This window comes from Yersinia sp. KBS0713, assembly GCF_005937895.2.
Classification (GTDB): domain Bacteria; phylum Pseudomonadota; class Gammaproteobacteria; order Enterobacterales; family Enterobacteriaceae; genus Yersinia; species Yersinia bercovieri.
On record NZ_CP042173.1, the window covers coordinates 2,570,212 to 2,582,935 of the forward strand.

Below are 12,724 nucleotides of genomic sequence, written 5' to 3' on the forward strand. Positions count from 1 at the left end.
TGTGCGGCCCGCTTGCTATTTCATTAACACCTTATTTAACTGAATCAGGATTATTATGCGCCCAGCAACCCGTTATAAATTTAATGCCTATCTGACCCGTCAAGCCGAGCTGAACGGAGTAGAAACTGGCGACCTGAATAAAAAATTCAGCGTTGAACCCTCCGTTACGCAAACCATCATGACCCGCGTCCAAGAGTCCTCAGAATTTCTGAGCAGCATCAATATCGTGCCAGTCGCCGAGCTGACCGCCGAAAAGGTCGGCCTTGGCGTCAATGGTTCGGTTGCCAGCACCACCGATACTGACGGCGGCGATGAGCGCGAAACCGCCGAGTTTGCCTCGCTGGACAGCGAGAAGTATTTCTGTGAACAGGTGAACTACGATTTCCACATTCGCTATAACACCCTCGACCTGTGGGCGCGTTATCAGGACTTCCAGACCCGTTTACGCGACGCCATTATCAAGCGTCAGGCACTTGACCGCATCATGGCAGGCTTCAATGGCACCCACCGCGCCAAGACATCCAACCGTGCACAAAATCCATTGTTGCAGGATATCGCGGTGGGCTGGTTACAGAAGTATCGCACCAATGCACCGGCGCGTGTGATGGATTCGTTTACGGCTAAGGACGGTACTGTCACCGATAAAATCACCGTGGGTGACGAGGGTAACTACGTCAATCTGGATGCACTGGTGATGGATGCTGCCAGCTCAATGATTGCCGAGTGGTATCAAGAAGACCCTGAGTTGGTGGTCATTACGGGTCGCCAGTTGATGCAGGATAAATACTTCCCGCTGGTCAACAAAGTGCAAGAGAACAGCGAAACCCTCGCCGCTGACCTAATTATCAGCCAGAAGCGTATCGGCAATTTGCCCGCTGTCCGTGCGCCCTATTTTCCGCCCAACGCATTCATGATCACCCGCCTTGATAACCTGTCTATCTACTGGCTGGAAGATTCGCACCGCCGCCATATTGATGAGAACGCTAAGCGTGACCGCATCGAAAACTACGAATCCATTAAGCAGGATTATGTAGTGGAAGATTACGCCTGCGGCTGTCTGGTGGAAAATATCGAGATTTTACCGGCGAAAAAAGACATCGCCTCGGCACCGGCTGCGGCCGCATTGATGGTATCGGAAGCCCCGAACTATGACGGTCTTGCCGCCGCGATCATGGCTGCGGTGAACGTTGCGGCTAACCCGAATGAAGTCAAACCGGAAGCGACTGCCGCGACGGAAAGCACTCCCGAAACACCGGCAACCAAAGGGAGCAAATAAGCCATGACCAGTCCTGCGCGCCGCCACTTTCTGAGACAGTCGGCTATTGCTGCCTCACAGCTGCGGGATAACCCGCTGCGCCACGCCACCGGCTACGAGCTGATGTTGCTCAAGCTCAATGAAGATAAACGCAAACTGAAACAGGTGCGTTCACAAGAGCGTAAAGCCGAGCTGAAGCGGCAGTTATTGCCGGACTACCTGCCGTGGGTATCGGGTGTATTGAGTGAGGGGAAAGGCGCGCAGGACGCCATTGTAATGACGGTGATGATTTGGCGGCTGGATGCCGGGGATATTCCCGGCGCACTGGATATCGCCCGTTATGCCCTGCGTTATCAGTTAGTGCCAACTGACCGTTTTACCCGCTCGACCGCTTACCTGATTGCCGAGGAAGTCGCGGACGCTGCGGCGCGCGCCTATGCCACCGGTAAGCCGATTGATATTGAGCCTCTGCTGCAAACCATTGAGCTGATGGCAGATGAAGACATGCCCGACCAAGTGCGCGCCAAACTGCACAAAATCACCGGCTATGTGCTGCGTGACAGTGGCCGGGGCGAGTTGGCCCTGTCCCATCTTCACCGCGCACTCCAGCTTCATACCGGTTGTGGCGTCAAAAAAGACATTGAGCGACTGGCCGTGAAGTTAAAGAACGCCGCCAGCCGCTAACCCGAACGCTCCCCGAGCCGGGCGGCACGATGGCCGCAACAGGGTTTACCTTGTTAACGCCGTCGTCCACCGCCCACCCATTCTGATATTGAGGTTGGCATGACCACTACCACTGTTGTTATCCCCGCGCCACGGCCTGACAAAACGGCCGAGCCGGTGATTGAAAATACCTTTTTCTGGCCTGCGGTTGACCCGATAAAGCTGCGCGAGCTGTTGCGCCTTGAGGGAACCGTCACCGCCGAGCGCCTGCGCTTTACCATCAAAAGCGCTATTGCCGAGGTTAACGCCGAGCTGTTCGAGTACCGCCGTGACCAGATGGCGGCAGGCTTTAAAACACTGGCCGAGGTACAGGCCGAGCAACTGGACGGCGAGAGCATCCAGTTGGCCGAGTACCAGCGCGCGGTCTGTGCCATTACGGCCGCACTGTTGGCCGAGCGTTATCGCGGCTATGACGCCAGCGCGCGTGGTGATAAACGCGCGGATGCCATTGAAAGTACGGTTGATGAGTTGTGGCGTGATGCGCGGATTAGTATTCGCAACATTGCCGGTAAGCCTCACAACATTATTGGCCTTATCTGATGCAGGTCAACGCGTTGCAAGGCGACACGCTCGACGCATTGTGCTGGCGCTATTACGGGCGCACACAAGATGTGCTGGAGCAAGTCTATGACGCGAATCCGGGGCTGTCGGAACTGGGGGCCATTCTGCCCCATGGCTATCCGGTGCAGTTGCCCGATATGGCCCCGGCGGCCCAACGTGAAACCGTTCAATTATGGGATTGAAAATGGAGAAATTCAGCTCTGCGGTAGCCTATGTTTTTGCGCTGCTGTTGGCGTTTATTGGCGCACTGAGTCCGCAAGATATCGCGTTTTATGTGGCAGCGGTGGCCGCTGCTGCCACCTGTCTTATCAACTGGTACTACCGGCGCAAGAGCTATTTCTTGCTGAAAGAAGTGGTTATCAGGCGGGAGGTGTTCGATGAACTCAATCGTTAAGCGCTGTCTGGTCGGGGTCATTCTGGCGCTGGCCGCCACCTTGCCAAATTACCAGACGCTCAAGACATCGCCCGCCGGGCTAAAACTGATCGCCGATTATGAGGGCTGCCAGCTCAACGCCTACCAGTGTAGCGCCAATGTCTGGACAAATGGCATCGGTCACACCGCCGGAGTGAAGCCGGGCAGCGTGATCAGTGAGCGACAGGTGGCGGTCAATCTGGTGGCTGACGTGCAGCGGGTTGAGCGGGCAATAGCGGTGTGTATGCCGGTTGCCATGCCGCAACACGTCTATGACGCCGTGGTGTCTTTCGCCTTTAACGTGGGTACGGGGGCGGCCTGTCGCTCGACGCTGGCCTTTTTTGTCAATAAGGGGGACTGGCGCAGCGCCTGCAATCAGTTGCCGCGCTGGGTCTATGTTAACGGTGTGAAAACCAAAGGGTTAGAGCGTCGCCGCACCACCGAACAAACACACTGCCTGAGCGGGGTCTGATATGCGCATAGTCATGATGGTGATAGTCGCGTTACTGGTTGCGCTGGGATGGTATGCCAACCGCCTGAGCCACGATATCGACAGTGCCAACCGGATTATTGGCACCTTATCAGCCGGGATTGAGAGCCGGGACAACGCGATCACCCGCTTGCAAGATGAGGCCCGGCAACAGGCAGACAATGAGCGGGCATTACGGCAATCACTGAGCCACGCCAGCACCTTGTCATTATCTCGTGAACAGAGAATTCAAAGGTTACTCAATGAAAATAAAGCCTTGCGTGATTGGTTTGCTGCTGCTTTGCCTGCTGACGTTATCCGGCTGCACCAGCGTCCCGCGTTCGCCAGCCCCAACGATTATTTACGTTGGCTGTCCGACAGTGAACAGTTGCCCGCTGCCGGGCAGTAGTCCGGCGGTTAATGGTGATTTAAGTGCCGATATCCGCCAGTTAGAAACCGCACTGGTGGCCTGCGGGCTGCAAGTGGAAGCCGTGAAACAGTGTCAGGAACAGCATCATGTTAAAACCCAAACTGCTACGCCAAGCCTTAACCGACAGTCTGCAACTGTTCCAGACTAACCCGGAACGGCTGAAAATGTTTGTTGATGGCGGGCGCATTGTCTCAACGTTAGCCCCGTCGCTCTCTTTTGAAAATCAATATACGCTGACGCTGTTTATTGAGGATTTTCCCAGTGATGTTGATTACCTCTTTGTGCCGATTCTGGCATGGCTGCGCGAGCATCAACCGGACATCATGGCAACAGAAGAGAAGCGCCGCACCGGCTTTATTCATAAGGTCGATGTGATTAGCGATGTGCTGAGTGATATCCGTATCGACCTGCAACTGACTGAGCGGGCCATTGTGAAAGAGGTTGACGGTGCATTGCATGTTAACCACGCGCTGGAACCGGCGTGGCCGGGTACGCCAACACGACCAACAGCCATCTACTTTAACGGCGAAGTGATCCCATGAATGAGCTGAAGCCCTTTGATGATGCATTGGCCGGGCTGATTGCCAGTCTCACGCCCAAGGCGCGCAAAGCGCTGGCGGTGACGGTTGCAAAGCGCCTGCGGGCCAGTCAGCAACAACGCATCAAACGCCAGCAAGCGCCCGACGGCACCCCGTATGCCGCGCGTAAATCTCAACCGCTGCGTAAACCCAAGGGTCGGATTAAGCGGGAAATGTTCGCCAAGTTGCGCACCGCGCGCTATATGAAAGCCAACAGTAGCTCTGATGAGGCGGTGGTTGAGTTTGCCGGGCGCGTGGAACGAATGGCGGCAGTGCATCATTTTGGCCTGCGTGACCGCCCAAACGTATACAGCAAAGATGTGCAGTATGATGAAAGGCCGTTGTTGGGGTTTGATAAGAAACTAATTGATAGTATAGAAAAAATTATTACATCCTCTTTTACAAAGTAATATTGTGACTTTTATTGTTCGCTACCAGCGAATTTAGTTGACCATTTGCGAACTTTGCTCTATTCTAAATTTAACGTTACTGAAGAGAGAATCCGCCGGTTAGACCTGAGTAGTGATATTTACTACTTGTGGAGGATTTAGATCCTCTGTTTTTTTGCGCTGCCCTTGTGCTGTCCACGGTGCTGCTACGAAGCTTCCCATGGCATGTTGTAGTGTATAGGCGTACTGCGTACTGATCGTGTTGGCGACATCACGATCAGATTGAATAGGGTTCACTGCCAAAAACTCTCATTTCCTGATTATGGCGACCTAACAGCAATTCTGCTGTTAGTTATCAGGAATAAAATTTATGAAAAATAGTAACGCGTTTTGGCAGGCACTTAAGAAGAATGACACTAAAAAGAAGAAGCGGAAGCAAAAGCAGAAGCTTTGGAATATTGTAAAAGTACTGGTGAGAGCCGGTCTGTGTGTTTACAAACTCCTTAACTTCTTCTTTGGTGATAATGATGCTTAAGTGTGCCCTACCTTCAGTAAAGAGGTGATTTATGATTAACCGAGCATTAAAAACCATCAGGCTATTCCATAACATAAAACAATCTGAACTTGCGGATAAGCTATGTATTTCAAAATCATACTTATCAGAGCTTGAATCAGGAAAAAAAACAGTCTCATTTGATATATTAGAAAAATATTCTAATAATTTTGACATTCCAGTTTCATCACTGGTTTTTTTTGCTGAACGAATTAATGAACCGGGTAAAGATACAATTCCTGAAAAATTCAAAACTGTTTTTGCAGATAAAATACTTAAGATAATGGAATGGAGCATAGCGAGAGATGGCGAAAAAGAAAGGGAGAATTAATACTAAAGGCAAGTCTTATAGTATTAATGATAGCGCTTTATTCAATATTCAGAGTAAAAACAAGCTTGCGGAAGTATTACTGACAAACTTAGATAACATAAAAAGCTTATTATCTAATGACAATTATATTGTTTTTGATAATACTAATGAAGATGGTAAAAAGCGGACTATTCAAACCCCATCAGATAAACTTAATGTTGTGCATACAAGAATAGCGAGTTTACTATGCCGTATAACTCAACCAGAATATGTCCATTCAGGAATAAAAAATAAATCTAATGTATCCAATGCCAGAAAACATGTAGGTACACACCCTGTATTAACGTCTGATATACGCTCATTTTTTCCTTCGACATCTAAGCGCCAAGTCTTCAATTTTTTTAATAGGAAATTGAAGTGCGCTGCTGATGTATCAGACCTCATGGCGGAATTGTGTACGTATGCGAACCATATACCTACAGGCAGTCGAATAAGTATGCCTTTAGCATTCTGGGCAAACTATGACATGTTTAATGAAATGAACATAATTTCAAATAAATTAAATATAACAATGACTGTTTATGTTGATGATATTACTTTTTCTGGCAATGCTGTTAATAGACTGTTTCTTCATAAATGCAAGAGAATAGTGGAAAAGAATGGCCATGTTTTACATCCAAAGAAAACAGCCCTCTACTCTGCTAAAGAGCCTAAGACCATTACAGGTGTTATTGTTCATGAAAATGAAATTAAAGTAAGAAATTTACATTACAAGAAAATTTATTTTGATTTAGATGCGTGGAAGAAAACTGACGACGCCATAGAAAAAGAAAACTTAAAAAACAAGGTTCTTGGTCGAATGCATTCTCTTTCTACTATTAATGAAAAATTCAAAGATAAAGCACGAAGCTTTCGGTCCATTGATTAGCTGCAAAACTTTTCATAACAAAAGTCTTGTTGATGTTGTGTAGTACCTGATACAACCCCTCATTATTGAAGCAAGTAACTATTAGTTACATGCTTCCCTCATGAATACTCAAACCCAAATCACTGAAATTCTGCGCCTGCTGCGCAACCTTATCCGTATTGGTACGGTGGCTGAGGTCGATCTCGACCAAGCCCTGTGCCGTGTGGCGACAGGGGACAATACCACCGGCTGGTTAAACTGGCTGACGCTTCGCGCCGGTCAATCACGTTCATGGTGGGCACCGTCTGAGGGCGAACAGGTATTGATATTGTCCCTCGGTGGCGAACTCGACACCGGCTTTGTGTTGCCGGGCATTTTCTCTGATGACTTTCCGCCACCGTCGGCCTCGGCCAATGGCTTGTATATCGCTTTTCCTGACGGTGCCACGTTGCACTATGAGCCGGAAAGCGGCGAGTTGCTGGCAGATGGAATCAAAACAGCGGTTATCAATGCCAGTGAATCGGTGAATGTTACCGCCCCCAATATCACCTGTACCGCCTCGGTGAAAATCCTTTTAGACACGCCCGAAGTTGAATGCACTAACAACCTGACCACCGCCACCTTGAATGTGATCCAAGGCGGCAAGATGAGTGGTGATATTGAGCACTCAGGCGGCCAGTTCTCATCCAATGGCGTGGTAGTCGATAAGCATGACCATGGCGGTGTGTTGCGCGGCGGGGATTATACGGAGGGGATTAAATGACTACTGCCACCTATCTCGGCATGAGCCGCAATACCGGGCGGGCCATTACCGACGCTGACCATATCAGCCAGTCCATCGCCGATATTCTGATTACGCCGGTGGGTTCGCGGGTGATGCGCCGCGCTTATGGTTCGCTGTTATCGGAGTTGATTGACCAGCCGCAAAATCCGGCCCTGCGCCTGCAAATTATGGCCGCCAGTTACAGTGCCATTTTACGCTGGGAGCCGAGGGTCAAGCTGACTGGCATCACCTTTGACACCACTTTTGACGGAAAAATGGTGGTTGATATCACCGGCACCCGCAGCGATAGCGCGGCCCCACTCTCTTTAACCATCCCTGTGAGCTGAATCTATGGCAACCATTGACCTGAGTCTGTTACCGCCGCCGTTTGTGGTGGAAGAACTGGACTATGAAACCCTGTTGGCCGAGCGCAAAGCCACGCTGATATCTCTTTACCCGGAAGAACAGCGCGCCGCCGTGGCCCGCACGTTGTCGCTGGGATCCGAGCCGCTAGTCAAGCTGTTGCAAGAAAATGCCTATCGCGAGGTGATATTGCGCCAGCGCGTCAATGATGCGGCCCGCGCGGTGATGGTGGCCTATGCCGTCGGCAGTGATTTAGACCAGCTCGGCGCAAATAACAACGTTGCGCGGCTGGTGATCACCCCGGCAAACCCCACGGCGATCCCACCGATTGAAGCAGTGATGGAGTCTGATAGTGATTTCCGGGTGCGTATCCCGCAAGCCTTTGAGGGCTTGAGTGTCGCCGGGCCAACGGGTGCTTATGAATATCATGCCAAAAGTGCCGACGGCCGTGTAGCCGATGCCTCGGCAATCAGTCCGACACCCGCCTGTGTCACGGTCACGGTGTTATCGCGTGAGGGCAACGGCGCAGCCTCAGCCGAACTGCTGGCTGTGGTTGAGGCCGCGCTAAATGATGAGAACACGCGGCCAGTGGCTGACCGGGTGACGGTGCAATCCGCCCGCATTGAAGATTATGAGATTGACGCGGTGCTCTACCTGCATCCGGGGCCGGAGGCTGAACCGGTACGCATTGCGGCCGAGAAGAAACTGACCGCCTTTGTCACCACACAACGCCGCCTCGGTCGCGACATTCGCCTGTCAGCACTGTATGCCGCGCTGCATGTTGAGGGGGTACAACGGGTGGTGATTAATGCCCCCCTGGCTGATGTGGTGTTGGATAAAACCCAGGCCGCATGGTGCACCGGCAGCAACATCACTGTCGGGGGTACGGATGACTGACCGTTTATTGCCTGTCGGTTCGTCGGTGCTGGAAGTGGCCGCTGCGCGCGCCTGTGCCGAACTGGAAAACACCCCGGTTCCGATTCGCCAGCTGTGGAACGCCGATACCTGCCCGCTGGAATTATTACCTTATTTGGCGTGGGCGTGGTCAGTGGATCGCTGGGATGAGAAGTGGCCGGAAGCCACTAAGCGCGCGGTGGTGAAGTCCTCGCAGTACGTGCACAAACACAAGGGTACCATTGGCGCAATCCGCCGGGTGGTTGAGCCGCTGGGCTATCTCATCAAAGTGATCGAGTGGTGGAAGACCAACGAAACCCCCGGCACCTTTCGCCTCGATGTGGGTGTGCTGGAAACCGGCATTACCGAAGAAATGTATCAAGAGCTTGAGCGGCTGATAGACGACGCCAAGCCATGCAGCCGCCACTTAGTCGGCCTGTCTATCAATCTCGACAGTAGCGGCCCGCTGTTTGTGGCCGCTGCCAGTTACAGTGGTGATGAGCTGACCATTTACCCCTATTTACCTGAAACCATAACCGTGACCGGCGAGGATTACGCCAGCGCCGCCGTCCATATTATTGATGACCTGAGAGTGAACCCATGACCGCAAAATTCTTTGCTTTACTGACCAACATCGGCGCGGCCAAGCTGGCGAACGCCACCGCCCTCGGCACCCGCTTAGAGATAACCCACATGGCGGTCGGGGATGGCAGCGGAACCCTGCCAACACCCAATCCAGCACAAACCCAACTGGTGAACGAACAGCGCCGCGCCGCCCTCAATACCTTGTCCATTGACCCTATTAACACCAGTCAGATTATTGCAGAGCAGGTTATCCCGGAGGCCGAGGGCGGGTGGTGGATTAGGGAGATTGGCTTGCTGGATAAAGACGGTGATTTGGTTGCCATTGCCAACTGTGCCGAAACCTATAAACCGCAACTGCAAGAGGGCAGCGGCCGCACCCAAACCATTCGGGTAATTTTAATTGTCAGCAGCACTGCCGCTGTCACGCTAAAAATCGACCCGTCGGTGGTGCTGGCAACGCGTAAGTACGTTGATGATAAAGTGATTGAGGTTAAAGCCTATGCAGATGACCTGATGGTTAAACATCTGGCCGCGACTAATCCCCATTCGCAATACGCACCGCTTGCCAGCCCCGCACTGACGGGTAAACCAACCGCCCCTACACCGGCTGCGGGAAATAATACCCAACAGTTGGCGAACACCGCTTTTATTCAGGCCGCTATTAACGCTTTGGGCTTGGGCAGTGCGGCTAAATTAAATTCTGGTGTCACCGGGGGTGTTGCACTCTTTAACGATACGCTCCGCGTAGTTAATGACTTAATCGAAATTAAAAACAAAGGGGAAACCGCCAAAAACAACGCAAGAATTAATCTCGGTTGTGGAACAGCGGCGGTAAAAGATGTCGGAACCGGCGCAGGACAAATACCCGATATGAGCGCGTTCACCTCTGGCAATGGCTGGGTGAAATATCCTGATGGCACCATTATTCAGCGCGGGCGGGCGAACAGCTCTGATGCAGGTTATGCACTGATAAATTTCCCTATTCCATTTATAACCGGATTTACATTGGCTTTATTGCCAGTGAGTTCTGCAAACCCACCGGCTACGCGTTATTCAGCCAATATGGGGCCGTTGGGTGACGGTAGGACAAACTTTTCATTTGCCGTGTGGGTCTTAAACTCAAACACAATTAGCACTGTGGGTACCGATTGGATCGCGATAGGAAAATAAAATGAAATATTTATTCAGTGATATTAAAAATCTATTTTTCCCTTACTCAAGCATGGAAGATTATAAACAAGCAGGAATGTGGCCCGAGTCTGGTGTAGATGTTGATGAGGATATATTTGCACTTTACACAGGGGAGCCGCCAACGGGTAAGGTGCGTGGTTCTGTTGATGGAATGCCAGCTTGGGTAGATGTTTCCCCACAACAACCACTAACCGCCGATGAACTTGCCGCAAAAGCTCGCGCCCATCGTGATGATTTTATTATGGCGACTGACCCCATGATGGTCAGTGATTACTCGATTGACGATATACCACTGACGGCCGCGCAACGCACTGAATTAACTACCGCGCGTGCACTTTATCGCGCATGGCCGACAATGGAAAACTGGCCGCTGATTGAGCTACCGGAGCTGCCGCAGTGGTTGTTAGTTGAGGCGGTGAATCAGGGCTACCGGGTGCCAGTTTGGCCGCCGCTGCCTGCTTAATATTTTATCTTGGCCCCCGATTGCGGGGCTTTTTGTTGTGCCATTTTCCACACATCCCCTATCAATCGCCCCCCACACAGTAACCCGTCACCATACTCTCACCCTTAACCAACGGAGAGTTACCCCATGGGTGATTACCATCACGGCGTCCGCATTCTCGAAATCAACGAGGGGACGCGCGTCATTTCCACTATTTCCACCGCCATTGTCGGCATGGTCTGCACCGCCGAGGATGCCGACGCGGCAACATTCCCCCTCAATACCCCGGTACTGATTACCAACGTACTGGCCGCCGCCGGTAAAGCCGGTAAAAAAGGCACACTGGCCGCGTCGTTACTGGCGATTGCTGAACAGGCCCGTCCGGTGACGATTGTTGTTCGCGTCGCTACCGGCAAAGATGAGGCTGAAACCACCTCTAATATTATCGGCGGCGCTGACGAGAACGGCCGTTACACCGGTATGAAAGCGTTGTTAGATGCGCAATCTGTCACCGGCGTTCGCCCGCGCATTCTCGGTGTGCCGGGGCTGGATAATCTGGCGGTATCGACGGCACTGGCGGATATTTGCCAGAAGCTGCGCGCCTTTGGTTATATCAGCGCCTACGGTTGCAAGACTATTTCAGAAGCCATTTTGTACCGCGACAATTTCAGCCAGCGTGAGCTGATGTTGATTTGGCCGGATTTTCTGAGCTGGAACACCACCGCCAACAGCACTGATATTGCTTATGCCACTGCCCGCGCACTGGGTCTGCGTGCCAAGATTGACCAAGAGACGGGATGGCATAAAACCCTGTCTAACGTCGGGGTGAATGGCGTGACCGGTATCTCTGCCAGCGTCTACTGGGATTTACAGACCGTCGGCACTGACGCCGACCTGCTCAATAAAGCCTGTGTAACCACCCTTGTACGCAAAGATGGCTTCAAGTTTTGGGGTTCGCGCACCTGTTCTGATGACCCGCTATTTGCCTTTGAGAACTACACCCGCACCGCGCAGATTCTGGCTGACACTATGGCCGAGGCGCAGTTGTGGGCCATTGACCGCCCGATGCACCCGACGCTGGTCAAAGACATGATTGGCAGCATCAATGCCAAATTCCGCGAAATGAAATCCGCCGGGCTGATTATTGACGGCGCTTGCTGGTATGACGACAGCGCCAACGATAAAGACACCCTGAAAGCGGGCAAGCTGTTTATCGATTACGACTACACCCCAGTGCCGCCACTGGAAGACCTCACCCTGCGCCAGCGTATCACCGATAAATATCTGGTGAACTTTGCCGCTGCCGTCAACAGCTAAGGAAACCTGACTTATGGCACTGCCACGTAAGCTGAAATTGATGAACCTGTTTAACGATGGCCGGGATTACATGGGGATCGTCTCGTCCATTACCCTGCCAAAACTCACCCGCAAGCTGGAGAACTACCGGGGCGGCGGGATGAATGGCGTTGCGCCAATTGATTTGGGTCTGGATGACGATGCGCTATCCATGGAGTGGTCGATGGGCGGCATTGACGAACTGGTGTTGCAGCAATGGGGAACGCCCAAAGTTGACGCGGTTCCGCTGCGTTTTGCCGGAGCTTATCAGCGTGATGACACTGGCGAGGTCACCGCGGTAGAGGTCGAAATCCGTGGCCGTCATAAAGAGATTGATGGCGGCGAATCCAAACAAGGGGAAGACACCGAAACCAAGGTATCCACCCAGTGCACTTATTACAAGCTGACCATTGACGGCAAGGTGGTGATGGAAATTGACGTGGTTAACCTGATTGAAATTGTTAACGGCGTAGACCTGCTGGAAGCCCAACGCAAGGCCATTGGCCGCTAACCCCTGACGGCCAGTGTTAGCTCGCTGGCCCTCCCTGACTGAATTGGAAAAAA

The 12,724-nt window shown here is 52.1% G+C and carries 21 protein-coding genes; all 21 read left to right on the plus strand.

Going from position 1 to position 12,724, the window contains the following annotated elements; translation table 11 throughout:
* The first annotated feature begins 55 nt into the window (after nt 1-55).
* On the plus strand, nt 56-1,276 hold the full coding sequence (locus tag FFE93_RS12185; protein WP_138775253.1) for a phage major capsid protein, P2 family: 1,221 nt from the start codon (nt 56-58) through the stop codon (nt 1,274-1,276).
* A gap of 3 nt (nt 1,277-1,279) precedes the next feature.
* Nucleotides 1,280-1,939, plus strand: a complete 660-nt coding sequence (locus FFE93_RS12190) for a terminase endonuclease subunit (protein WP_138775254.1) — start codon at nt 1,280-1,282, stop codon at nt 1,937-1,939.
* A 99-nt stretch (nt 1,940-2,038) separates the two neighbouring features.
* Nucleotides 2,039-2,518, plus strand: a complete 480-nt coding sequence (locus tag FFE93_RS12195; protein ID WP_050880712.1) for a head completion/stabilization protein — start codon at nt 2,039-2,041, stop codon at nt 2,516-2,518.
* On the plus strand, nt 2,518-2,721 hold the full coding sequence (locus FFE93_RS12200; RefSeq protein ID WP_005163749.1) for a tail protein X: 204 nt from the start codon (nt 2,518-2,520) through the stop codon (nt 2,719-2,721). Before FFE93_RS12195 ends, FFE93_RS12200 begins: the two co-directional genes overlap by 1 nt.
* Before the next feature lie 2 nt (nt 2,722-2,723).
* Nucleotides 2,724-2,933, plus strand: a complete 210-nt coding sequence (locus tag FFE93_RS12205; protein ID WP_005163750.1) for an HP1 family phage holin — start codon at nt 2,724-2,726, stop codon at nt 2,931-2,933.
* Nucleotides 2,917-3,423 (plus strand): lysozyme, encoded by a 507-nt coding sequence (locus FFE93_RS12210; RefSeq protein WP_138775255.1) that lies wholly within the window; start codon nt 2,917-2,919, stop codon nt 3,421-3,423. The genes FFE93_RS12205 and FFE93_RS12210 overlap by 17 nt, the downstream gene beginning before the upstream one ends.
* A 1-nt stretch (nt 3,424) precedes the next feature.
* Nucleotides 3,425-3,829, plus strand: a complete 405-nt coding sequence (gene lysB / locus FFE93_RS21755; RefSeq protein WP_138775256.1) for an Rz-like lysis system protein LysB — start codon at nt 3,425-3,427, stop codon at nt 3,827-3,829.
* Nucleotides 3,711-3,998, plus strand: coding sequence for an Rz1-like lysis system protein LysC (gene lysC / locus FFE93_RS21640; protein ID WP_261369000.1), 288 nt, complete (start codon nt 3,711-3,713; stop codon nt 3,996-3,998). The genes lysB and lysC overlap by 119 nt, the downstream gene beginning before the upstream one ends.
* On the plus strand, nt 3,937-4,392 hold the full coding sequence (locus tag FFE93_RS12225; protein WP_138775257.1) for a phage tail protein: 456 nt from the start codon (nt 3,937-3,939) through the stop codon (nt 4,390-4,392). The genes lysC and FFE93_RS12225 overlap by 62 nt, the downstream gene beginning before the upstream one ends.
* On the plus strand, nt 4,389-4,838 hold the full coding sequence (locus FFE93_RS12230) for a phage virion morphogenesis protein (protein WP_138775258.1): 450 nt from the start codon (nt 4,389-4,391) through the stop codon (nt 4,836-4,838). Before FFE93_RS12225 ends, FFE93_RS12230 begins: the two co-directional genes overlap by 4 nt.
* A 349-nt stretch (nt 4,839-5,187) precedes the next feature.
* Nucleotides 5,188-5,352 carry a hypothetical protein gene (locus FFE93_RS21530; RefSeq protein WP_014609024.1) on the plus strand — a complete coding sequence of 55 codons (165 nt, stop codon included), beginning with the start codon at nt 5,188-5,190 and terminating at the stop codon, nt 5,350-5,352.
* A 31-nt stretch (nt 5,353-5,383) separates the two neighbouring features.
* Nucleotides 5,384-5,701, plus strand: a complete 318-nt coding sequence (locus FFE93_RS12235) for a helix-turn-helix domain-containing protein (protein ID WP_004705545.1) — start codon at nt 5,384-5,386, stop codon at nt 5,699-5,701.
* Nucleotides 5,676-6,608, plus strand: coding sequence for a reverse transcriptase family protein (locus FFE93_RS12240; protein WP_042840570.1), 933 nt, complete (start codon nt 5,676-5,678; stop codon nt 6,606-6,608). The genes FFE93_RS12235 and FFE93_RS12240 overlap by 26 nt, the downstream gene beginning before the upstream one ends.
* A 100-nt stretch (nt 6,609-6,708) precedes the next feature.
* The gene (locus FFE93_RS12245) at nt 6,709-7,350 is read left to right on the plus strand and encodes a phage baseplate assembly protein V (RefSeq protein WP_138775259.1); all 642 of its coding nucleotides are present in this window, start codon (nt 6,709-6,711) and stop codon (nt 7,348-7,350) included.
* Nucleotides 7,347-7,697 carry a GPW/gp25 family protein gene (locus tag FFE93_RS12250; protein ID WP_138775260.1) on the plus strand — a complete coding sequence of 117 codons (351 nt, stop codon included), beginning with the start codon at nt 7,347-7,349 and terminating at the stop codon, nt 7,695-7,697. Before FFE93_RS12245 ends, FFE93_RS12250 begins: the two co-directional genes overlap by 4 nt.
* 4 nt (nt 7,698-7,701) lie before the next feature.
* Complete coding sequence (locus FFE93_RS12255; protein WP_138775261.1) at nt 7,702-8,610, plus strand: baseplate J/gp47 family protein; 909 nt, start codon at nt 7,702-7,704, stop codon at nt 8,608-8,610.
* A complete protein-coding gene (locus tag FFE93_RS12260) occupies nt 8,603-9,211 on the plus strand; it encodes a phage tail protein I (RefSeq protein ID WP_005163764.1) in 609 nt (202 codons plus the stop codon). The genes FFE93_RS12255 and FFE93_RS12260 overlap by 8 nt, the downstream gene beginning before the upstream one ends.
* Nucleotides 9,208-10,362, plus strand: a complete 1,155-nt coding sequence (locus FFE93_RS12265) for a phage tail protein (protein WP_138775262.1) — start codon at nt 9,208-9,210, stop codon at nt 10,360-10,362. The genes FFE93_RS12260 and FFE93_RS12265 overlap by 4 nt, the downstream gene beginning before the upstream one ends.
* 1 nt (nt 10,363) lies before the next feature.
* Nucleotides 10,364-10,846: a tail fiber assembly protein gene (locus FFE93_RS21760; RefSeq protein ID WP_138775263.1), complete on the plus strand. Its 483-nt coding sequence runs from the start codon at nt 10,364-10,366 to the stop codon at nt 10,844-10,846.
* Nucleotides 10,847-10,972: 126 nt separating this feature from the next.
* On the plus strand, nt 10,973-12,142 hold the full coding sequence (locus FFE93_RS12275; RefSeq protein ID WP_138775264.1) for a phage tail sheath protein: 1,170 nt from the start codon (nt 10,973-10,975) through the stop codon (nt 12,140-12,142).
* A gap of 13 nt (nt 12,143-12,155) precedes the next feature.
* On the plus strand, nt 12,156-12,671 hold the full coding sequence (locus FFE93_RS12280; protein WP_138775265.1) for a phage major tail tube protein: 516 nt from the start codon (nt 12,156-12,158) through the stop codon (nt 12,669-12,671).
* Nucleotides 12,672-12,724 lie beyond the last annotated feature (53 nt).

Excerpts from the sequence above, each read along its gene's own strand:
- lysB (WP_138775256.1), top strand. The coding sequence starts at position 3,425 with ATGCGCATAGTCATGATGGTGATAGTCGCGTTACTGGTTGCGCTGGGA.
- FFE93_RS12225 (WP_138775257.1), top strand. The coding sequence starts at position 3,937 with ATGTTAAAACCCAAACTGCTACGCCAAGCCTTAACCGACAGTCTGCAA.
- FFE93_RS12275 (WP_138775264.1), top strand. The coding sequence starts at position 10,973 with ATGGGTGATTACCATCACGGCGTCCGCATTCTCGAAATCAACGAGGGG.
- FFE93_RS12280 (WP_138775265.1), top strand. The coding sequence starts at position 12,156 with ATGGCACTGCCACGTAAGCTGAAATTGATGAACCTGTTTAACGATGGC.
- FFE93_RS12235 (WP_004705545.1), top strand. The coding sequence starts at position 5,384 with ATGATTAACCGAGCATTAAAAACCATCAGGCTATTCCATAACATAAAA.
- FFE93_RS12255 (WP_138775261.1), top strand. The coding sequence starts at position 7,702 with ATGGCAACCATTGACCTGAGTCTGTTACCGCCGCCGTTTGTGGTGGAA.
- FFE93_RS12200 (WP_005163749.1), top strand. The coding sequence starts at position 2,518 with ATGCAGGTCAACGCGTTGCAAGGCGACACGCTCGACGCATTGTGCTGG.
- FFE93_RS12230 (WP_138775258.1), top strand. The coding sequence starts at position 4,389 with ATGAATGAGCTGAAGCCCTTTGATGATGCATTGGCCGGGCTGATTGCC.
- FFE93_RS12210 (WP_138775255.1), top strand. The coding sequence starts at position 2,917 with ATGAACTCAATCGTTAAGCGCTGTCTGGTCGGGGTCATTCTGGCGCTG.
- FFE93_RS12185 (WP_138775253.1), top strand. The coding sequence starts at position 56 with ATGCGCCCAGCAACCCGTTATAAATTTAATGCCTATCTGACCCGTCAA.
- FFE93_RS12240 (WP_042840570.1), top strand. The coding sequence starts at position 5,676 with ATGGCGAAAAAGAAAGGGAGAATTAATACTAAAGGCAAGTCTTATAGT.
- FFE93_RS21530 (WP_014609024.1), top strand. The coding sequence starts at position 5,188 with ATGAAAAATAGTAACGCGTTTTGGCAGGCACTTAAGAAGAATGACACT.
- FFE93_RS12205 (WP_005163750.1), top strand. The coding sequence starts at position 2,724 with ATGGAGAAATTCAGCTCTGCGGTAGCCTATGTTTTTGCGCTGCTGTTG.
- FFE93_RS12265 (WP_138775262.1), top strand. The coding sequence starts at position 9,208 with ATGACCGCAAAATTCTTTGCTTTACTGACCAACATCGGCGCGGCCAAG.
- FFE93_RS12245 (WP_138775259.1), top strand. The coding sequence starts at position 6,709 with ATGAATACTCAAACCCAAATCACTGAAATTCTGCGCCTGCTGCGCAAC.
- FFE93_RS12195 (WP_050880712.1), top strand. The coding sequence starts at position 2,039 with ATGACCACTACCACTGTTGTTATCCCCGCGCCACGGCCTGACAAAACG.
- FFE93_RS21760 (WP_138775263.1), top strand. The coding sequence starts at position 10,364 with ATGAAATATTTATTCAGTGATATTAAAAATCTATTTTTCCCTTACTCA.
- FFE93_RS12260 (WP_005163764.1), top strand. The coding sequence starts at position 8,603 with ATGACTGACCGTTTATTGCCTGTCGGTTCGTCGGTGCTGGAAGTGGCC.
- FFE93_RS12190 (WP_138775254.1), top strand. The coding sequence starts at position 1,280 with ATGACCAGTCCTGCGCGCCGCCACTTTCTGAGACAGTCGGCTATTGCT.
- FFE93_RS12250 (WP_138775260.1), top strand. The coding sequence starts at position 7,347 with ATGACTACTGCCACCTATCTCGGCATGAGCCGCAATACCGGGCGGGCC.